This window comes from Pseudomonas sp. S1_E05 (assembly GCF_056337105.1).
On sequence record NZ_JBFRHM010000001.1, the window covers coordinates 1,361,707 to 1,382,520 of the forward strand.

A 20,814-nucleotide genomic window follows, 5' to 3' on the forward strand; every position below is an offset into this window, starting at 1 on the left:
TACGGTTCACGCCGCCAATCTTTCCTTCACGACCGGCGACCTGTAGTCGTTATAGCTGTGAGGCCTGCTGATGTTGTAGCGCGAGACATAGCGCTGCACATCTGCCCGGGCCTCATGCTCCAGTTTGTAGCCCGTTTCAGGCACCCACTCGGACTTCAAACTACCAAAGAAACGCTCCATCGGGGCATTGTCCCAGCACTCGCCTTTACGGCTCATACTTTGCCTAAACCGATGTTTCACAAGCGCATTTCGGAATTTATGGCTGGTGTACTGGCAACCTTGATCAGAATGAAACAACACATCCTGGGGATGGCCGCGCAGCTCAACCGCCATGCGTAGCGCTTCGCAGGTCAGGTTGGCATCAGAAATCATCGAAAACGACCACCCTACGATCCTGCGAGCGTACAGATCCAAAACGGCGGCGAAGTACATCCACCGCTTGCCGACCTTGATGTATGTCACGTCGCCACACCACACCTGATTAACCGCCGTCACATCAAATTTTCGCTTGAGCACGTGCGGCGCCACCAAGGCCTCCACACCCGGCGACTTGTACTTATGGCGCCGGCGCTGACGACTAGCGATGCCAGCTTCGCGCATCAAACTGCGAGCCATATAACGCCCGATACGATGCCCTTTGGCTTGTAGCTCCTTGGACAAAGTACGTGCGCCGGCCGACTCTCTGGACGCCTTGTGGTGCCTGACCAGCGCGGCTTTGAGCTTGTCCCGTTCAGGATTTGCTCTGCCTTGGCGCTGGCGCCAGGCGTAAAAGCTACTGCGGTTGCCCCCAAACGCCCGGCAACACTTTTTAACGCCGTACTGCTCGCCCAGCTCATCGATCAGCGTGAATGATCTTTGGCGTCCAAAAGCAGGAGAGCACTGGCCTTTTTTAGGATTTCGATATCCAGGTCTTTCTCTCTGAGCAGAGCTTTGAGTCTCTGGATTTCTCGTTGATCAGCGGTAATCGCCTTGGCCCCCACCGGAGTCGAGCCCAAGCGCTCTTTTTGCACTTGATCAACCCAACGGCGCAGGGCTGTGGGGCCGATATCCAGGCTGGCACAGACTTCGGTAACCGGCTGACCTTCATCCAACACCATGCTGGCAGCCTTGAGCTTGAACTCACTCGAATAGGATTTACGCATATCCAAACACCTCAGATTTGGGCGCTATCATAGCGCCCGATTGAAGTGTCCAAAATCATTAGGCCAGTTCAACCTCGGAGCGGTATTCAAAGACGTGACGTCCTCGAATGCGATCAAGGGTTATGTGATCTCGGGGGCGACAGCTGGTTTAACGGCGGGTGTTTTCGATGGCCTTGTAAAAACAACGACGACTTCTACAGGAAAAGTCATCGCCGACCTGAGCAATCCAGAAGGGATTGGACGGTTTGCGGCTAATCAAATATTGCAGGGCCAAACGTCTGCATTATTGGGAAAAGCTCTCGGACAAGGCGCAAGTGCAAGTGACGCCCTGAAGACGGCCTTGTTCAATACCTTGGCTGCGGCCAGTTTCAATGCAGTAGGCCAACACACAAAAGGCGTATTCGACGACGGCTCTGTGCAAAAGACCGCTATTCACGCAATGGTTGGCGGCTTGCTGGCACAGGTGACTGGCGGAGACTTCAAGACGGGCGCCATGGCGGCAGGAGCGAATGAAGCGCTAATTGGCCATCTGGACAACCTGGTAAAAGGCGATGAAAACCTTTTGACCATGAGTTCCCAGATTGTTGGCGTGTTGGCCGCTACGGCGCAAAAAGATGTCGATGCAAGCCAATTGGACAAGGCGGCCTGGGTTGCAAAAAATGCTTCGCAGTACAACAGGCAGTTGCATAAAGAAGACAAAGAAGTAGCCGCACAGCTGGCTGCGCGCAGTGGTGGGAAGTACACCGCTGAGCAAATCGAGGAACAGCTCCGTCTCTCTGCAGTGAAGGGAACAGACATTCATGCGGGTCAAATGGTCGCTACCAAGGATGGGATCTACGACACCTCGGGAAAATGGCTGGATTTGGGTAATGGCCAGTACGTCCAGCAACTGGCAAAAATCGACCTTGAGCTTGTCGCTTATATCCAATCTTCGAACAGTAACTACACATGGGCGGCGTTCCCCGTTGCACCTGATTACGATTGGAGCAAAACACCGAGTGTGAGTGATGAGAGGCGTGATCGTCTTTCAGGGCGTGTGCTGGATGCTCAAGGTGGTTTCCGTACTCCTGTCGTTGTAGATGGAGAGGCATTCACCCCACGTTTCATGCCATGTGGTGACGCTACGTGTATTGCAAATGGCGCCAGCCTGGACTTGAAAGATCCTGAAACGCAGCGCTGGATCAGTGCCGACAACGCGAAGCGAGCAAAAGATGCCCTGGCAGTCGGCTCGCTCGTGCCTGTGCCTTTGGGGTGGATTGGTAAGGCTTTGGGCTCTGTTTTTGGAAGAGGGGTTGCAGGGGAGGCGCTGGTTGGGGGAAGCTTGGGTGTCGGTGTAAAAGGTAGTACGTTCGCTGGGAAAAACATTGATGATTTGTCGAATGCAGGAAAACTGCTTGATCCTGCCGATAAATCAGGACAACTTTCGTTAGCTGGTCGAGCACTCCAAAAACACGGCAGTCGTGAAGGCAGTGCGTTTCCTAGCGTTAAAGGAAGCCCTTCTGAAATCAACGCCCAAGGTCAAAAAATAGCTGACGAGATCTTGAGCAATCCGGCGACCACCGTAACCTATAAGGACACCGGTAGATTTGGGAAGGTCATGGATGTGGTTGCCCCCGATGGGCGTGGGCTTCGCTACGATTCGAATGGAAAATTTATTGGTTTATTGGAGCCGCCGAAGCCATGAGTCTTTTATCTACTGTGATAACAAGCCCCCCAGATCGAGAGAATTGTGTATTCGAGATTTGGGCGGGCGCGAATCAGTTGGCTGAGGTATCACATGAGCCAGGAAGACCAATTGAAATAGAAATTTATCCCCCTGTTGAGGGGGGCAAATGGAATCTCAAATTTGAGGACCTTATGACTGCTTTGCATCAGGCGACTAAGAATTTGGCTTCTCACGAATAAGTTGGTACAAAAGTAACTGGTGCAGCTGAAGTGCCGGCTACTTCTGCAATTACGCGTATTGGGTGGAGAGACGATCTGGCCGCCCAAGCAGGGATTCCTCGAAATATTGCTGAATCGCCGTCGAGCATGTGGGGTAGATCGATTGATGATATCAAGCAGTCGCTAGCGCTTGATGGTGCGAGCGTTACGCCGAAAGCGCCATTGGCTGGCACTTCAGGTAAAGCACAGGCCTTTAAGGTTGAAGGACACCCGACAATAAAAGAGATAGAGTTCCATCCGGGCGGTGGAACCCACGGTGATAGTCCGTACTATAAGCTTGTTAGTGCGGAGAAGGTGGGCAATAAAAATATAGAAATTCGGGTAATTGATCCGTCGCCTGATTTTAGTCCGGGCACTATCACGCGTTATCAACAATACTACGATACTCAAGGAAATCGCCTGAAGTATGAGGGCGGTGAGTGGAAGAGGTGGAAGTGATCTATGAGAAATTTATTCCCTGATTTGTACTCTGACCTTGTGCCAGGTATGTCAGCAGCGGGATTCTCTTTAGGTGAGTCGTTTCCCAATGTTAGCGAAAAGGTTGGGGTGGTTGAGTGGTACGGGCCGGAAGTACCTGTTCGTGATATTCTCCTTCAAAATAACTCTTGGGTCGGAATTAAGAGAAAGATCGGTTTCGGCAATGAGCTTTTGATTTCATATCGATTTATGAATGAGGCGGTCTCCCTGTACTTCGAAAATAGCGGAAGGCTTTATCGCATTGCCGTAGGTGAAGGGTATCGTGGACAGTTCAGTGGTGTAAGCGTTGGGGATAATCTCCGGAGCTTAGAAAGGGAGTTTGATGTTTTGTTTAATGATGCGGACGATGACTTCCTTCTAAGAAGAAGTGGAAATATATTGACGGGGGTTAGTTTTGTTACAGACTACAGAGCTTCCTTGGAAGATGCACCAGAACAAATTATCAAGTTTATATCAATGCATGACTGGTCCCTTCGGTAAAAATAGTGAACAGACCACGTTTTCATTAGTCCATAAAAATAAATAGGTGCAAAAGGAGTTGGTGGCGGCCTGGGGCCAATGTACAGACAGGCGGATAACCTGCGACTGGAAAAGATTCTAACGTCATATTACGGAGTAGATGATTACGATTGGAGCAAAACACCGAATGTGAGTTATGAGGTGCGTGAAAAGATACCCTGATAGTCGGGCCGCTCGTGCCTGTGCCTTTGGGGTGGATTGGTAAGTTCTTGGGCTCTGTTTTTGAAGAGGGGTTGCAGGAGAAGCGCTGGTTGGAGGAGGCTTGGTTGCCGGTGCAAAAGGAATAAGTGCTGCGGTAGATGGCACAAATAAAAGTAAATGTTCGGGATGGTGTGATTCAGACTGCCTTCCCGTACTGGATAGGAACGGTTATGAGCAGTGGCAGCACACTAATAGACCGGTTCGTCGATCAAGAGTTGGACGACAGCGTTCGCTCTATTTTTATTGCCGCCTTCCTGCAGCCCCTGCCGCATCCCACAACATCATGACGCGCGTCACCGCAGCGTCCAACGAATCCGCCGACACCCCATCTCGCGCCAGCGTCGACAATCCCAATAAAAAACTATCGAACGCCGTGGCGAGAGCGACTGCATCAATCTCTGCCGGAAGTTGAGCCAAAGCGATGCCGCGTTCCACGCATGCCAGCAACGCCTCACGATTTTTCGCTCGGGCCTGTACCAGTGGCGCGGAGATGATTTTACTCTCCTGCGAGCAAGCGCTCATCGCGCCCAATGCCACCAGGCAGCCTTTGGGATGGCCAGGCTCGCATTGCATCCGAGCGGAGCGGCGTAGCGTCCGTTCGATGGCGTCTCGGGGCGCCAGGGTGGTGTCGAACAGGCTGTCGGTGACCTTGCCGTAGCTGTTCAAGTAAAGGTCCATGACCTCGTTGAACAACTGCTCCTTGGAGCCAAAGGCGGCGTAAAAACTCGGCGCGGTAATACCGCCGCCGATCGCTGCCTTGAGTTGGCTGAGCGAGGTGGCGTCGTAGCCATTCTCCCAGAACAAATGCAGTGCTTGAGTGATTGCCACGTCACGATCAAACGTGCGCGGCCGTCCCATTTGTGCCATAGACGAACCCTCCGAATGAGTTAAATACTACTCGATACATAAGTCGTTGACCATCGTTTGCTCGATCCCTATATTTGTATCACTCAATACATAAGTAGGGCGATAACCAATGAATAGAAATGAACCGCACTCAAAGGCATTGCCTTACGGGGCGTTGCTTGCGCTGGCGATGACTGGATTTATCTGCATCCTGACTGAAACATTGCCCGCGGGCCTGCTGCCTCAGATCGTGAGCGGGCTGGCTATCTCGCCCGCCATGGCGGGGCAAATGGTCACGGTCTATGCGCTGGGTTCGTTGATCGCGGCAATCCCACTGACCATCGCGACCCAGGGCTGGCGGCGGCGCACGGTGCTGCTGGTCACCATCGTCGGGTTTCTGGTTTTCAACTCGGTCACTGCGCTGTCTTCAAACTATTGGCTCATCCTTGTGGCGCGTTTTTTCGCCGGCGTGTCGGCAGGGCTCGCCTGGAGCCTCATTGCCGGATATGCACGACGCATGGTGGCGCCCGAGTCCCAGGGCCGTGCGCTGGCGGTGGCCATGGTGGGTACGCCAATCGCCTTGTCGCTGGGCGTGCCGATGGGTACCTGGCTGGGCGGGTTGATTGGCTGGCGCATGGCATTCGGGCTTATGTCGGCGTTGACGTTGGTATTGATCGCCTGGGTGCTGATCCAGGTGCCCGACTATCCGGGGCAAACCTCAGAGCAGCGTCTGCCGCTGCGGCGCGTGCTGGTGACACCCGGCGTGCGCTCCGTACTGGGAGTCGTGGTCACGTGGATGCTGGCGCACAACATTCTCTACACCTACATCGCGCCCTTCGTGTCCCAAGCCGGGCTGACCGGCAATGTGGATGTGGTGCTGCTGGTGTTTGGCGTCGCCGCGCTGATGGGCATCTGGATAACCGGACGGTTGGTGGACCGCCATCTTCGCAATACGGTACTGGCCAGCCTCGCGACGTTTGCCGTGGTTTCGGTGCTGTTCGGCGTTCTCTCGCCTTCGGCCACGGCCATTTACATCGGCACATTCATCTGGGGGCTGACCTTTGGCGGCGCCGCCACGCTGCTACAAACCGCTTTGGCTGATTCAGCAGGCGAGGGTGCAGATGTCGCCCTGTCCATGAATGTCGTGGTCTGGAACAGCGCGATAGCAGGAGGTGGGCTGCTCGGTGGCGTGCTGCTTGGGCATTGGGGAGTGGCGGTGTTTCCGTGGGTATTGGCGGCGTTGCTGCTGGGCAGTCTGACCATCGCGCTTCAGGCACGAGCGCATGGGTTTCCCGCCGGTGACCGGCGCTCGGGCGCAGTAGTGGTCGGTCACTGAGGCGCTGCTGTGCGGTCCCAATTTTGAAAATCAGACGCTAAGGCTAATTTTCAGACCCTGGCGCAGAACTCCATCTCCTCGGGCAAGGCGCTTCCCGCGCCTTTCTCACACACTCGGCTCTAACGCAATCGCGCTGCAAAACAACAAGAGCCGCGAAAAATGACTAGTTTCCAAACTGCTACCGAAAGCCGGACCGGCCCTATCGGCGCCCGTCAGACCCGCGTCGAGGACGCCGCATTGTTGCGTGGCCAAGGGTGCTACGCTGATGACGCTGCGATCCCTCCAGGCACGCTGCATGCAGCAATCATCCGTTCACCCCACGCTCATGCTCGCATCACCTCGGTGGACTTTTCCAACGCGCTGCTAATGAAAGGTGTGCACGGCGTGCTGGTTGGCGAAGACGTCAAACGCTGGGCGCTGCCGTTTCCCGTGGGTGTACGGCAACCGATGGAGCACTGGTGCGTCGCCGTCGACAAGGTGCGCTACGTGGGTGAGCCGGTGGCGGTGGTGATCGCTGACAGCCGCTATCTGGCCAAAGACGCGATCGAGGGTGGCCGCATCACCGCGTTACGTTACGACCAGATCGACGATTGTGGCGCTTACCTCAGAGCGCCGGAGCCTGCGACTTTCTACCGTATGCACGGCAACCTGACGGGGGGCTACGCGATTCGCAATTTGCAAGTGCGCAACCGGGTGGTACTCAAGTGCTCAAACTCAAGGCCATCAGTCATCCCATTCAGCCTTGAAATCAAGAAGGTTGATCTCCATGAGTCACGGCGACCATCGCGGACCCGATTTCCTGTTCGCCTCGCTCAATCAGGATTTGACCGGCATTCAGAGCGTCCCGGCGCTCATCATCCTGGCTGAGTTTCAATTTGCCGATCAGCCGAGTTATTTCAACCTCGATCCCGACGATTCTTCTGAGCATGTCCTCCATGTAGTCTTGTGGGCTGTCAGTGATCTTCCACGGCTTTTCCTGAAGCTGTTCATGTGTTCGCGTCAGCTTGGCTACGATGCCGCGAACAGCCCTCGTATCGTCGAGCACTCGAATTTTTCCGTGTGCATGGACCACTCGGTAATTCCAGGTCGGAACCTGCTTCTGGTGCTCGTGCTTACTCGGATACCACTGAGGCGAAATATAGGCGTCACCCGCCCGGAAGATGACCAGCACCTCTTGATCAGGCTGTACCTCTCGCCAAAGGGGATTGTCACGCGCGACATGGGCTCGTAGTGTTCCAAGCTTTCCTGCGCTAGTGTCTAGGTCGAAGGGGAGGTGGTTAGCATCCAGCCCTACGCTGCCCTGGGTGATGATCGTGGCAAACGGATATTGCACCATTAGCTGATGCAGCTGTTCCGGTGCCGACACGCTGAAGTGCGATGGTAGATACATCAGCTACGCCTCTTGAACATTGGGAAGCTTTAGCGACTTGGGCGCGAATTGATTGATGTTAACGCCTGACATTACTTGCCAGGACCTGCCTGCACCCATCACGCTCATGAACGGCTAAGCAGCAGCTTTATGCCTGCGACGCCGAATACCAATGCCAGCGTTCCCTCGATGCCTCGGCGTGCAAGTCGATATGCCTTGACCATCGGTGCCGTTGAGAAAAGCAAGGCGTATCCACAAAAAATGGTGACGCTTAATACACCACAAGAAGCCAGGGTGATGGCAACAGTCGTTGTCGATGCTTGCGGTCCCAACCCTAACGTCATTGTGGCGACCCAACCGAGCAAAGCCTTGGGATTGGTCAAGTGCATCATCAATCCCTGTTTGTACAGCTTGAATCCCGAAACCTTGGGCGCAGCCGCTGACGTTTTGCTCGAGTGCTCGTTCGTAACCATTGCGGAACGAGCGGCCTTGATGGCGAGAAAAAGAAGGTAAGCCCCGCCTAGAATCTTGAGCGCGATGATGGCCTGGGCATAGGTCGTCAAGATGGCCGAGATACCTGTTGCCGCCATTCCTCCCCAAAAGAACGAGCCGCTGATGACACCGAATGCAAGCATCAGGGCAGGGCGCCGCCCCTGATGCATTGCCACCCCCATGATTCGCATGTTGCTGGGCCCCGGGCTGGCCGCACCGATGACGTAGACGGTCAGCACAATCAGCAGATGGTTGAAGTCGAACGGCATTCTTGAGGTTTCTCACATGTGATCAGGTCAATGTTCGTTGACCTGATTCGACTTCAAATCGCCGCACAAGATCAAGCACATTACGCGTCGAGGCATCAGTCGTCAGTAACGAGGCTAAGTGTAAAAGCGCCTAGACCTCCAGACATTGTTGTTGCGATCAGTAGAACTCAATCAGCTGCGACTCAATTTTGGCCCCTGGCATCATCTGCTGAAGTCCGTTGCTCAGCTCATTTCCAGCAGCTCTCAGGGCCTCCAGGGGCATTTCAGGAAGACTCTCCAGAATGAACCACATCCGCTTGGCGTTTGAGTCCAGCCGCGTCCGGGTGCCCTGACGCCAGTTCCAGCGTCGGCAAGTCACGCCGTGGTCATCTCGCCAAATGACTTCGCCCTTTTCTGGAGACTCGTTGGCTGCACGGCCATCTTTGGTTGTGTCAAACAGCTCAGTGCCATCGGCAATGGTCAAACGGGGAGCACCGATGTACGCATCAAAATTTTCTCCGCCAACGGGTAGGGCGTACTTGATGCTGATGGCGTTGTACAAGTCGACGATGGGATCGATGCTGGGAAGGCTGCCATCTCGCAATACGCGCTTACGCAACGCCTCGCCGGAGCACGGAGTACGCTGTGGTTTGGCGCCGAATTGCCTGAATGTATCGGCCCACGCCGCCAAATGACGCTCGGCCCAAGCCGGGGTGCCAGCGACCAGCGACTCGCACACCTTTTCAAGTGCGATTGCTGCAACCTGAGGGTGCTCGATCGGCGAAGCGTCGACGCAGATACTCAGCGCTCGGAAACCGGGTGCAATTTCAGCTATTTGGGGATCAAGAACCGGAGCGACAAACGACATGCTGGCCTCCAAGGCTAACTACCTCCGCAGTAAGGGTGATTACGGCGTCGATTTTTAACCCTTCAGGACCATTAGATCTAATGATTTAACGTCATGGTGCATAAGTAATGCTTATTCAGTTAACCAGCGAGCATGGGCGCTGGGACCATTGGGGCCATCTGCCTGCCAATCACCTGCTATCCAAACCATCCACTCAGCAACGCTGCACCCGACGCGACCAATGCGGTATTGAGACAGACCAGCATGAAGCCAAACCTGACCAGTTCGCCTTCCTCCTTGGCCTGGGTTTTAGCAAGTCCCAGGATCAGCATGACGACCGACAGCGAGCCCAGTGCTGCATGCCCTGCCGAGCTGTTCTGGACTGCCGCCAACAATAGGCGAGAGGATTCGGGCAACATCGCGATGGCCGGCATGAAGATCGCGTTGCCGCCAACATTAGACCCGGTCATGTAGCCTGACAGCGCGCCAAACATGGCAACCAGCGACGTCGCGGCGGTGGACGACAGGCCCGCCAGCAGTTGCATCAAACCCGTGAGGAAGCCGGCCTTCACCATCATCTGCGACATCGCGAGAAAGAAGAAAATGGTCAACAAGGGCCGCTTCGCCCGCGCCACCAGCGCAGCAGGCATGTTGATGTCGAGTGCTGTCTGGCGTTGTGCGTTGCGCGCGTGAAACCCTAGCCCGATCAGCACCAGAACCAACGCCAGGCCGGGTGAGGCGAGGGGCTTCCAGGTGACCTGGGCGCCCTGTACAACCCAGTGATCCTGCCAGGAGGTGATCGTCCACACCATCTTCAACGCGACAATGCAGAAGATCAGCACCAGGTAAGGCCATGCCTGACGCGGCCATTGCACCGCACCGTGCTCGCTATCGTTGCGGCGCAGGCGCCACAGCCCGGTGGAGAGTACCGCTGCTGCCGTCACCAGGCCCGCGGCAACCCCGGCCACTTCCGGCCCCAGCCACCGACTGGCACTGTAAAGCACGCCCACAAACAGCAGCCAGAAAACGCCCAACGCCCTCCATTCCCGCGAGTCGCGAACGCTGGCTAGATAAAGCGCGATTGCACTGAGGGCCAAAAAACCGGTGCGCTGGTCAGTGCCGAGGTCGATGCCAGCGCGGGTGCATCCAGGTGAACCAGTGAAGCGCCGATGACAGATGCCAAGCCCAACGTTCCCCAAGGCATGATTGCCATGCCGGTCAATGCTATTCGTAGCGCGACCCGACGTTCGAACAGACTGAGCAGCAGGGGCACCGTAGCGATCAACGACACGCCGAAGCCGGTCATCGCTTCGAGCAACGGTGCCAGTCCAAGGACGATAAACAACACTTGATCGCCGCGTCCAAGCCCCAGCGACCGCACCCATTGGCTAAGCGCCTGGTTGACGCCCATGCGCTCAATAAAAATCACGAAGACCAGGCCGGGAACGATCACGAACGCCGTACTTGCAAACAGCACGGCCGTATCCTGAGCCGCGGCCAACATACTGCCTGGGCGCCACGCGTCGGCAGCGCCGGCGAGCCAGAGCACCATGACCGATAGAGTGCCCGCAATGGCGGCGTGGACGGGGGGCCGACGCAGCACGACGAGCATGGCTGTCACCAACAGGACGGGGGAAAGATGGAACAGTGCGAGCATGCCAGTAAATCCTGTGTGTGTTTCCGATCAAGGCTGCGAATGCAGACTGCTGGCGAGATAATATTTCTCCTGACTCGATAAAGGGCCGCAGTTTTCTGGTAGTTTTCGAGAAAATTTCTCGCGGGTCGACTATGGCAAAGAACAACGCTGCACCTGAATTGCTGGACAATTTCGACCGGGCCATCCTCGATCTCATCCAGCGCGACAACACGATGCCGCTGCGCCTTGTGGCCGAGCAGGTCAATCTTTCCACGGCCGCCGTTCAGCGCCGCATCAAGCGAATGGAAGAGGGGGAGTCATCACAGGCAACGTCGCCGTCGTGGATCCGACCGCTGTAGGACGGCCGATCACGATCATTGTGGAAGTGATGGCAGAGCGCACCAGTATCGAGGCGCTGGAGGCGATGAAGGCACACTTCGCGGTGCCCGAAGTTCAGCAGTGCTACTACGTCACCGGCGAAGTGGATTTCGTCCTGGTGTTAACCGTTGCCAGCATGAAGGAATACCAGGCTTTGGCGCGGCGATTGTTTGCCGAAAATTCCAACGTCACCTGGTTCAAGACAATCGTGGCGCTTGACCGTGTGAAAGTCGGGCTTGATGTGCCGAGCGTGCCTGGATAACCGCTTATGCAACAGCGTCTTGCGGATTCTGAATGCTGAAATTAAAGAGCGAGGAATCGGTAGGTCTCACGGCGATCAACGCGTCACCATGGTTTCAACAATCGGCTGTCGCTGGTAGAGTTTGAAAAGCGTTACGCAATGAGCTTGCAAGGTGTCTAGAGGATCCGGGGCGATTCACAGCGGGTCTGATACCGCCTGTTTCCGCCAAGACGCGCTGTATCGATGAATGGTTTCGATCAAATAGTTGGGCTATGTGCTGGAGAGAGTCGCCTTTCTGCCAGTGATCCCACATCAGCTTTTTCTGGCTTTCGGTGTAATAGATCCGCGGTCTCTGCTTCATCTGCAACACTCCTTCTGCTTATACAGAATTTAGTTGTGTTGCATCGACCGGTTGAATCCACAGCCCAGAGTGTGTCAAAACCCTTGTTAGCCACGTTCACCCGGAGTGTTTCGCTCTACTCAGCCCTAGTCAGACATCAGTTGCTCAGATTCAGTATAAAATTTCGACGATCAGAAGGCACGCCGACAGCGTGGGCTAGAGGCTAGAAATCTGGGGGTTGGATGATTGCAGGCAACGTTTCATATCTTTGTCCGGTTTGTGGATACGCCGGGCTTGAAGATCCTCCATACGACGGCGTTGGTTGCTCTTCGTTTGACATCTGCCCGTCCTGCGGTACACAGTTTGGCTACGATGACGCGACATCTGCTCATGCTGATCTGCGGAGATTATGGATCTCTAATGGAATGCTTTGGTGGAGCAAAGCTCAAGCGTCACCGAGTGGTTGGGACCCGGTAAGGCAACTACAGTCGGTCGAAAAAGGCATTAATGTCTGAACATAACGCAACCGTTAGCCCTGCGATGATTTCTGAGAATTTCATCGAAGGGATCGCCCATCAAGCGCTTTATCCAAGGTGAACATCGAGGCCAAGGCACCTTACTTCCCGAGAGCCTCGACGACTACGTCAGCGATACCAATCCGGTGCGCGTAGTCGACGTCTTTGTCGACGAACTCGACCTGGTCAATCTGGGTTTTGAAGGTGCCATTCCAGCCGACACTGGCCGGCCTGCTTACCACCTCGCGATCCTGCTGAAAATCTACATTTACGGCTATCTCAACCGCATCCAGTCGAGCCGACGCCTGGAGCGAGAAGCCCAACGCAACGTCGAACTGATGTGGTTGACCGGACGTTTGATGCCGGATTTCAATAAATGTCCGCTGCTGGCCGATCTCTTGCTGTGACGAGAGGCAGAAACCGGCCAAGGCCGGACGTTTGGAGAGCGGGATCATGACAAACAGCAACGAGCCGGAATACTGCACAATCTGCAGATGCTTACTCGACAACCCGGCAGATCCGCTATCAGGTAATTGCGGCGGAGATTGCTGGGGATGCATAGGCGCCATCGAGGCGGAAATGGGATGCGCAGAGTCGCTCACCTACGTACGCAAAGAATTCGAGGCAGGACTTAGGCCTGGCTGGATCGATCCATTCAAACCCTGATTTGGACGCTGCATTAAAACCATTTGGGGTCGTTTTCTGCCTGTCGTGACCGGCTCAAAACGACCCATTTGCTGCCAGTCGCAACAGTTGCTGGTCTAGCGTGGAGATGTTTGCCAGCCTATTGTGCTCACCATGTACCACAAAAAATGGGGTCCAATGATGAGGGCAAAACGCTATCGAGTTCGCTTAATGTTCGAATGGGGCGGCGGTTGCCTTTGGTGTGGAAACAATAATACCCGGGAGAAATTTTCTGCAGGGCCTATTGAAGAGAGGCTACCACTCAGTAACGAAGTCCAGGCAATGCTTAACGAGCTTTCACAGTGGCATGACACCTCGCTGAACTGGGACTCTCCACCTGACCCCGGCCCTTGGGGTGCAGACGATTACGCAAGATTTGACGTGGCCGCCGCTAAATTACTGAAATCCATTCAACAAGAATTGGGTGAAGAATTCGAGGTAGTGTACGAAAAACTTTAGCTTACAGGTGTGAGCCTTCGACCTGATCTGATAACGAAAGGATGCAGCTGTAGATCGGTAGCCCACCTCCGCAACAGGCCGCAAATAGCCTAGTGTTCTCCACCACATCGGGCCACCACAATCGAAAGCAGACATTTCAGCTTCTTGGTCAATAGGCGGCCCCCGCCAGTCCTACAATCGAGACGGCGGTTCGTTTCCAGCTTTGATCTTTGAAAAGACATGGTCTGGATCTGTCTGGCACCAATATCTGAACAGAAGCATAGGTTCGGTATCCCGAAAATACTGACTCAGGATGCTCTCGGCGGGGATTAGCAATTTAGTTTCTGGCCATTGCTGAGCGATAACACCTATATGTTTGCCAGACGAACAAATAATCCACGTCGCCTTGCCTCCACTGAGGCCAGGCAGGTAACCCATAGCTTGGATCGCTTCGAACAAAGCACCCATTGTTACTGCTGGATCAAGCCTGATTGATGTCCTGTGACTTTCCAAATCATCCCCTGCAGCACGCTATCCCGATCAATTTCAATGACCAACATGGATGTTCCTTGTTTGCGTTGTGTGGTTACTAGAATGCCAGCGTTGGGATGCCAGCATCTACCCGTGCACAGTCCGCTTCTGGCCGATTTCTGCCGGTCACCAAGAGTCGCAATCGACCCAAGCCGACGCTCACAGCGGGACATCGCAGCGTTGGTTACGCAAACAAAGGACTCCCACATGGAAAATGATGACAAATAGCCACTTATGTCTCTAGTTGACTTGTGACAGAGCCATTCAGTCAGGCAAGATTCACGGCTCCAGTTTCAGGGAAGATGCCCATGATTGCTTCATTGCAGAGCGCTGCTGCGCAAATTCGCCAGGCCGTTCGTGTAGCCACCGAAGGCTTGGTGGGGCGCGAACAGTTGGCCGAGCTGATTGTTCTGGCCGCCGTTGCCCAGGAGCACATCCTGGTGATCGGCCCGCCGGGCACAGCCAAAAGCGCAGTGGTGCGGCGGGTTGCGCAATCCATGGGGGGGCGCTATTTCGAATACCTGCTGGGCCGTTTTACCGAGCCTTCGGAGCTGTTTGGCGCGGTGGACCTGAAAAAACTGCGCGAAGGTACGGTGGAAACTGATGTCAGCGGCATGCTTCCAGAAGCCGATATTGTGTTTCTCGACGAAGTCTTCCTCGGTTCTACGGCGATCCTCAATACGCTACTGGGAGTGCTCAACGAGCGACGCTTTCGTCGAGGCCATACTCAGATCCAATGCCCGCTGCGGGTCTGTGTCGGGGCGGCCAATGGCCTACCGGACGACGAAGCCTTGGCGGCATTTGGCGACCGATTCCTACTGCACCTGTTTGTCGAATCGGTGCCAGATAGTCAGCTGGAAGCAATGCTGGCGGGTGGTTGGCAGTCCGAGCAACGGCCGGTTCAGCAGTTGCTTGGCTTGAGTCAGCTGGACACCCTCGGTCAGGCCCTGAAAAATGTCGATCTCACTCTGGTTCGCCCCTCATTGGCCCAAGCGATCCGCCGTTTGCGTGAGGCCGGTATCCAGTTGTCGGACCGACGCATTGTCAAATCCCAACGGCTGATCGCTGCTGCAGCTTTGCTCGGTGGGCGTATTGAGGCCAGCGAAGCGGACCTGTGGCCGCTGTTGTATGTGTTGCCGACCAAAGAAACCCAGCAGCATGGCCGCGAGGTTCTGCGTGAGATCTTCGCGCAGTCCACCAACAGCCATTTGTTCAGTGCCGTGGAGGAGGCGACCTTGCAGCCGATGTCGCGACTCAATCGCCTGCTGGAAACAGCCGAGGAATACCTGGCACGCACCGAGCCGCCGGCAAGCCCCTTACTGGAAGGCCTGCTGCGGGAGATCGATGCCAACTTCAATAGCCAGACCATGCCGGCGCGGTTGCAGGAAGTGCGTGGGCTAATGACCCGCCTGTTGACGTCCGCTGCATGAGTGTCTCAGCAATGGGCTGGGCCTGGCGGCCCCGGCAGGTGCCTGCCGAACCGCAGGCCGCCGTGGCCTGGGGCGATGCCGCGCGGCGCCTGCATGCACGGTTGTTACTGATGCCCTTAGAGCAGGTAGCACGTCTGCAAGCCACGGCCAATCGCGACGTGCTGGTGGTGTCGGGTGTTGCCAGCGATCTGCCCTGGGTCGACGGTGTCGAATACGCCTCGGCGGATGAACGTGCGCCGGGGCTGTGGTTGCCCACCAGTTGGGAGCCCGAGGTGCCGACCGATCTGGTGTGCCAGGCGTTGTCGACGGGATTTTTACGTTCACCGCTGTTGCTGTGGCGCGACCCGCCGGTGGTGGTTCCCCTCGATCGACAACTTCCGGTAACCCTGCAGCATTTGCAGCGAATCGATGCGTATTGGGCGGGACGCTGATGCAGTTACCTGAATCCTTGCACCCCTGGCGCCAATGGCTGGAATGGTTTGCCCCCGAGCAATGGCCGCTGTTCGCCGACCTGCTGGGCCGTCTCAACCCGATGCTGGGTCCATTGCGCGGTCTGCAACAAGGTGGCGTGCCCGAGCCCGATGGCCTGGGCGACCTGCGACGCCGTGGTCCCTATGAACGGCTGTTGTCCAGCGAATGGCTGCTAGCCGATGAGGTGCCCGAAGAATTCCTGCGCCGGGCGGTGGTGGGTGAGCATATGTTCATCGTGCCGCAGTACCGCGGACGCCAGGCCAACCGCATGATCGTCGTCTTGTTTGATGCCGGCCCCTTGCAATTGGGCGCAGCGCGTCTGGTTCACCTCGCTTTGCTGATGTTGCTCGCGCGGCGCGCTCAGGAGGCCGGTGCCGAGTTGCGGTGGGGCATTCTGCAAAACGCGCCTCGGCTCCATGAACTCGACACCTCGTCGCAACTCAAGCGCCTGCTCAATGCCCGCACCTATCAGTTGGTGGGCGATGAACACTGGCATGCCTGGCGCGCCTGGCTGGCCGAACAGCAACACAATGCCGGGGAATGCTGGATCGTTGGTCAGCGTTTACCCAAGACCGACAGCCAGTCGTGCACCCACCGGGTTCAGGTACATCGTAGCCTTGACGGGCAGAAACTGTCCTTTGAATTGCAGGCAGCGACCACCCGGCTTGTGTCGCTGCCGATCCCCGACGAGCGTTTGGCCTTGCAGTTGCTTAAAGGTCAGTTTGACGGTGAGGTGGTGGTAGCGCCATCGCTTAAAGGCAGTGTGCCGCGCGTCTCCTTGACCTTGCCGCCGGTCATCTCCAGTGCGGGTACCCATATCGCGCTGAGAATACTCGACGAGGCTGGCATGGTGGTGATCAAACTGCCGGCTGAAAACCAGAAAAAACCCTTGGAAATCCGCCGCAGTCTTTGGAGTGCCGGGCGGGTGCCACTGACCGTAACCTTTTTAAGCCGCACCCTCGGCGCGGTGTTGAGCTACGAGCAGCAGCTGTCGTTCTGGAATATGCCCGGTCTGACACCAATCCATAAGCCCAGCCGCGAAGAGCTGCAACTACCGCCCGGCACCGCGACACTGTTACCCGCAGCCTGGTTGCGCGGCGGCTCGGTCGGCCGCCTGTTTCTGCTGGATACCCAGGGTCATCTGGCCTTTTGGGTGGTGGAAACCGGAAAATCTCCCACCCTGCCAGCGACCGGGAAAACCCACCGTTTGGCGGATAGGGTCCTGGGTCTGGCCAAGGTCGATAAGGACGTGGTGGCCTATGTGCAGAATGACGGCGGTCGTTTGTATGCCCATTCGGTCGGCGCCGACGGGATCGGATCACGCGCCCACGTGCTCGGCGTCGCCGAAGGTGTGAGCCAGGTTCTGTTTGCCGCCAGTCCACTGTGGCGCCGGTCTTTCGGTGGCTGTGCGTTGCTCTCTGTCGACAATGGCAGCGAGAGCTGGCGGGTGATCTCGGCCACTGGTCGCCCGGTGCAGATGGAACGGATCGATCTGGCCAGCCGCTGGAAGGGTTTGGGTTTGCTGCTGCAAGAGGGTGATGACCACTATTCCCTGGTATTGCTCAGCCCCAATCAGCAAATTATCGCCCTGTATTGCGAAGGGCAGCAGCGTGTATTGTTCACGACCTCCCATGCCATTTCCAGGGTCAGTTTCTGCCCCATGAGCGGCCTGGTCGCAGCCTTGACCAGCGCCCGAGAGTTGCTGGTGTACTCGGTTCCCATGCGCACCATGCGCCTGCAAGTGTTCTGTAACCAGATACCGGAAAAACACAAGGAAGGCGCCGATGCTTGAGCACGACGCAGCATTAATTCGCCGCCCGGTGCTTACCGGTCATCAACAGATTGAAGGGGTGTGGTTTTCCCTCGAGCGCTTTGACGAGTGCGAGCGTGCGCACTTGATCCTCGATCAGTGGCAAACCGGCGCCAGCGTCTATCGCTTCGCCGACGGCGACTTGCTGCGTTTTCGCCAGTCAGTATCGGTTCAGTGCGAAGCGCTGATCGGGTGGCCTCTGATCCGTCAGGGCCGTGCCTTGTGTTCTGCCCTGCTGGCCCCGCAAGAGATGCGCAGCTTGCCCGCCGCCGATGTCTGGCTGGTACGCGGTAGTCACGTCAGCGCGTTGCAACTGCGCGATGCTGCGCCGCTTGCGCCAGGTCAGTGGATCGACGTCAGCGGTTACACCATGCTGGACACTTATGACTGTCGCAGCACGCTGCCGGAACCGGTGCTTGAACCTCTGGCGGTGCCAACCGATGTGCGGGAAATCCTTGGTGGTGCGCTGGGGCCGGTCAGCCCTGAGCGGGAAGGAGTGATGCAAGCGCTGCTGGAACGCCAGCGCCATGCGCAAAATAACCTGCCCCCTCCTCAAGTCAGCACGCCAAAGAACAATGCCTGGAAGAATACCGAAGACCCATCAATGCCTTGGCTGAAACTCGGCGTGACCTTGCTGTTGCTGGTGGCCTTGTTTTGGATGGGGTCCCAGGGCAAAAATAATGGCTTACCCAAATTGCCGGCGAGTCCAGTGGCGCCCGTATCGTTTGAATTCAGCGGTGTGCTGGTGGGGACGGTGATCGGTTCGGTGTTGTTCACGCTGTTGTTGATGGGCGCGCGCAAACTTCTGCGTCGTGCAGCGCCTGTGCAAGGGGGGCGCCACGGAAACCGGCGCAGCCGCCGCTTGCACCGCGTGCCACGCGCGTTCAACACAAGCCCGCCACCTGGCGTCGCTGGTTGACCCGCCTGACCCTCCATTCGCGCCTGTCCGGGTTGTATGGAAAGCGTCAGGCCGCTTATATGCGGCGCATGCTGGAGATGTTCGAAAACGGCGATCTGGAAGAAGCCCTGCGCCACGCCATTCCTCTGGGCAATGGGCAAAGCAGCGGTGAGCAGGAGTTTGGTACTCCACAGCGGCGTCAGGAACTGGCGATCAATCAGCACCGTGGGCCCAGTCGCTCGATGATGTTCGAGGAAGATCTGGAGTCCCACCTACGGCAAATCTACCGGCAGACGTTTGAACGTCTGGACCGCGAAGGCCGGGTCGAAGAGGCGGTGTTTGTCCTCGCCGAACTGCTCAAGGTGCGCCAGGAATCCCTCGATTACCTGGAAAAACACGGCCGTCACCAGCAAGCGGCCGATCTTGCCCTCGCATGGGATATGCCGTCAGCGATGATCGTGCGTCTGCTGTGCCTGGCCGACAACTGGCAGCGTGCGTTGCTGGTAGCCCGTCGTGACGATGCCTTTGGTGACGCGGTGGTGATGCTTCAGGAAAGGTGGCCCGAGAGTGCCGACCGTCTGCGCCTGGAATGGGCCGAAGCCTTGACCGGCAAGGGCCTCTGGCTGCAAGCCGTGGACGTGATCTGGAGTCTGCCTGCCGAGCGCGAGCGGGCCGCGCAATGGTTGCTCAATGCCGAAGTCGCCGGAGGACGGCTGGCCATCGGAGCGCTGGTCAAACGGGCGATTTTACTGCCCAATACCCTGGCGGCCTACGGGGCTTGGGTCGAGCAGCTACGGGATGATCCCCAGCGCTTCGCCGAGCGTGCCGCCCTGGCCGAAACGTTGTTGCTGCACAAGAATCAGGCGGGCGCATTGGCCTGGCTCACCGGCGCCACGGTACACGCTATTGTCGCCGATCAGGCCTGCGGCCACGGGCGGTTGACCCAGAATCAGCTGCAAGCGCTGGTCAAAATGAGCAAGGACAAACTGCTGCAAGCCGACCTGCCGGGCCAGGCGCTGCCGCGTCCCGCTGGCCTGTCGCTGCAGAGTGTCGACTCGACCCTTGAATGGACGGCGCCGGAGATGGGAAGTCGGGCCATTTTCGATGCGGTGCCGCTGGAAGATACACGTTACTTAGTGGCCCTGGGTGAGGTCGGGGCGGTGGTGATCGACGCAGCCGGCAAGCCGCTCTTCCATTTCCCGATACCTGCTGAGGCGATCGTCCTGGCCAATAGTCGGCAGATGGCGCTGGTTCTGGCCCGACGCGATGACGTGTGGCGAATCAGCAAACTGGACCTGGTCAACCGCACCGCGACGGATCTGGGCGTGCTGATGCTGGACATTTTCGCCAAGTCATTCGATGGTACGGCGTGGACCATCGGCCGCGGGCATCAGTTGCGGGTGGTGGATGTTGACCGCGGGTTTGAAACCCTGTGGCATGTCAGTGATTTGCCTGGCCGGATCGTGAGCTTGAAGGACGATGCGCAGAGCGAATGCCTGTGGTTATTCTCTCCTCAGGAGGGCAGCCAGCTTTGGCACTACCGTCTGCCTGAACGTCGGCTGGTCAGCCGTGAGCCGATGCCCGCCAGGATTCATGAGGACGGCTACCAGCTGTTCAGTGCATCCAGCGAAGTCACTGAATTCCGGATTAAATCCGAGAGAGAGGACGATCCAATCCTTGTGCTGGAGCAGCGCGGCAGTCGCAAGGGCTACCGTTTGCCCGGCTGCGTTGAAGGGTTTGCCTATGAGGATCCCGTACGTCTGTTTCTCTACGAACGCTGGCTGTTGATCGGCTATATCGTCTCCGACCAGGACACACGCTGGCATTTCATCCACCGCAGTAGTGACCGCCTCTGCGCTGCACTGCAATGGCCGCTGCAAGATGTGCAAGCGCGTTGCCTGGGCGCCGATTGGTTGCTGTTCGACCACCAGGGCCGCTTGAGCCATATCAATGTCGATGATGCCAGCCAGCGCAACATGTCCCTCAACTGAACAGATCCGGCATCAGTTTATTTAACCCCG

At 56.9% G+C, this 20,814-nt stretch carries 14 protein-coding genes and 6 pseudogenes; 13 read left to right on the forward strand and 7 right to left on the reverse strand.

The genetic code is table 11. The features are described from left to right. Positions 1 to 6: 6 nt before the first annotated feature. A protein-coding gene (locus tag AB4N33_RS06365; protein ID WP_460140388.1) for an IS3 family transposase occupies positions 7 to 1,142 on the reverse strand; the annotation gives its coding sequence in 2 pieces (ribosomal slippage) (positions 7 to 893 and positions 893 to 1,142; 1,137 coding nt in all). Between the two features lie 70 nt (positions 1,143 to 1,212). Between AB4N33_RS06365 and AB4N33_RS06370 the strand changes: the two are divergent. The 3 genes and pseudogenes from AB4N33_RS06370 to AB4N33_RS06380 form a co-directional block, all read left to right on the forward strand. Continuing rightward, positions 1,213 to 2,826 (forward strand): annotated as a pseudogene (locus AB4N33_RS06370) (DUF637 domain-containing protein); the annotation flags it as partial. Between the two features lie 251 nt (positions 2,827 to 3,077). After that, positions 3,078 to 3,524, forward strand: a complete 447-nt coding sequence (locus tag AB4N33_RS06375) for a hypothetical protein (RefSeq protein ID WP_460141656.1) — start codon at positions 3,078 to 3,080, stop codon at positions 3,522 to 3,524. Positions 3,525 to 3,527: 3 nt separating this feature from the next. After that, positions 3,528 to 4,043 carry a hypothetical protein gene (locus AB4N33_RS06380; protein ID WP_460141657.1) on the forward strand — a complete coding sequence of 172 codons (516 nt, stop codon included), beginning with the start codon at positions 3,528 to 3,530 and terminating at the stop codon, positions 4,041 to 4,043. Between the two features lie 480 nt (positions 4,044 to 4,523). On the opposite strand, the gene AB4N33_RS06385 is transcribed toward AB4N33_RS06380, so the two are convergent. Further along, complete coding sequence (locus tag AB4N33_RS06385; RefSeq protein WP_476456760.1) at positions 4,524 to 5,150, reverse strand: TetR/AcrR family transcriptional regulator; 627 nt, start codon at positions 5,148 to 5,150, stop codon at positions 4,524 to 4,526. A 109-nt stretch (positions 5,151 to 5,259) separates the two neighbouring features. Here AB4N33_RS06385 and AB4N33_RS06390 point away from each other — a divergent pair, with 109 nt between their 5' ends. Both AB4N33_RS06390 and AB4N33_RS06395 read left to right on the forward strand, forming a co-directional pair. Further along, positions 5,260 to 6,465, forward strand: coding sequence for an MFS transporter (locus AB4N33_RS06390; RefSeq protein ID WP_460141659.1), 1,206 nt, complete (start codon positions 5,260 to 5,262; stop codon positions 6,463 to 6,465). A gap of 159 nt (positions 6,466 to 6,624) precedes the next feature. Next, positions 6,625 to 7,191 (forward strand): annotated as a pseudogene (locus AB4N33_RS06395) (molybdopterin cofactor-binding domain-containing protein); the annotation flags it as partial. Positions 7,192 to 7,213: 22 nt separating this feature from the next. Here AB4N33_RS06395 and AB4N33_RS06400 read toward each other — a convergent pair. From AB4N33_RS06400 to AB4N33_RS06415, 4 genes and pseudogenes are all read right to left on the reverse strand, one after another. After that, complete coding sequence (locus AB4N33_RS06400) at positions 7,214 to 7,855, reverse strand: FMN-binding negative transcriptional regulator (RefSeq protein ID WP_460141660.1); 642 nt, start codon at positions 7,853 to 7,855, stop codon at positions 7,214 to 7,216. Positions 7,856 to 7,959: 104 nt separating this feature from the next. Further along, entirely contained in the window at positions 7,960 to 8,595 is a 636-nt protein-coding gene (locus AB4N33_RS06405) for a LysE family translocator (protein ID WP_460141661.1), read from the reverse strand. 157 nt (positions 8,596 to 8,752) lie between these two features. Then, entirely contained in the window at positions 8,753 to 9,442 is a 690-nt protein-coding gene (locus tag AB4N33_RS06410) for a B3/B4 domain-containing protein (RefSeq protein WP_460141662.1), read from the reverse strand. A 176-nt stretch (positions 9,443 to 9,618) separates the two neighbouring features. Next, positions 9,619 to 11,078, reverse strand: a pseudogene (locus AB4N33_RS06415) (L-lactate permease). Between the two features lie 131 nt (positions 11,079 to 11,209). Here AB4N33_RS06415 and AB4N33_RS06420 point away from each other — a divergent pair. Further along, positions 11,210 to 11,697: pseudogene (locus AB4N33_RS06420) on the forward strand (Lrp/AsnC family transcriptional regulator). Positions 11,698 to 11,878: 181 nt separating this feature from the next. Here the strand turns inward: AB4N33_RS06420 and AB4N33_RS06425 are convergent. Beyond that, positions 11,879 to 12,037, reverse strand: a pseudogene (locus tag AB4N33_RS06425) (IS30 family transposase); the annotation flags it as partial. Between the two features lie 553 nt (positions 12,038 to 12,590). On the opposite strand from AB4N33_RS06425, the pseudogene AB4N33_RS06430 reads away from it, so the two are divergent. From AB4N33_RS06430 to AB4N33_RS06460, 7 genes and pseudogenes are all read left to right on the forward strand, one after another. Continuing rightward, a pseudogene (locus AB4N33_RS06430) lies at positions 12,591 to 12,902 on the forward strand (transposase); the annotation flags it as partial. 427 nt (positions 12,903 to 13,329) lie between these two features. Beyond that, positions 13,330 to 13,674: a hypothetical protein gene (locus AB4N33_RS06435; protein WP_460124601.1), complete on the forward strand. Its 345-nt coding sequence runs from the start codon at positions 13,330 to 13,332 to the stop codon at positions 13,672 to 13,674. 818 nt (positions 13,675 to 14,492) lie between these two features. After that, on the forward strand, positions 14,493 to 15,614 hold the full coding sequence (locus tag AB4N33_RS06440) for an AAA family ATPase (RefSeq protein WP_460124604.1): 1,122 nt from the start codon (positions 14,493 to 14,495) through the stop codon (positions 15,612 to 15,614). Then, the gene (locus AB4N33_RS06445; RefSeq protein ID WP_460124606.1) at positions 15,611 to 16,045 is read left to right on the forward strand and encodes a bpX5 domain-containing protein; all 435 of its coding nucleotides are present in this window, start codon (positions 15,611 to 15,613) and stop codon (positions 16,043 to 16,045) included. Before AB4N33_RS06440 ends, AB4N33_RS06445 begins: the two co-directional genes overlap by 4 nt. After that, positions 16,045 to 17,877 carry a hypothetical protein gene (locus tag AB4N33_RS06450; protein ID WP_460124609.1) on the forward strand — a complete coding sequence of 611 codons (1,833 nt, stop codon included), beginning with the start codon at positions 16,045 to 16,047 and terminating at the stop codon, positions 17,875 to 17,877. The genes AB4N33_RS06445 and AB4N33_RS06450 overlap by 1 nt, the downstream gene beginning before the upstream one ends. Beyond that, positions 17,870 to 18,814 (forward strand): bpX6 domain-containing protein, encoded by a 945-nt coding sequence (locus tag AB4N33_RS06455; protein WP_460124612.1) that lies wholly within the window; start codon positions 17,870 to 17,872, stop codon positions 18,812 to 18,814. The genes AB4N33_RS06450 and AB4N33_RS06455 overlap by 8 nt, the downstream gene beginning before the upstream one ends. Further along, entirely contained in the window at positions 18,811 to 20,784 is a 1,974-nt protein-coding gene (locus AB4N33_RS06460) for a hypothetical protein (RefSeq protein ID WP_460155219.1), read from the forward strand. Before AB4N33_RS06455 ends, AB4N33_RS06460 begins: the two co-directional genes overlap by 4 nt. Positions 20,785 to 20,814: the final 30 nt, after the last annotated feature.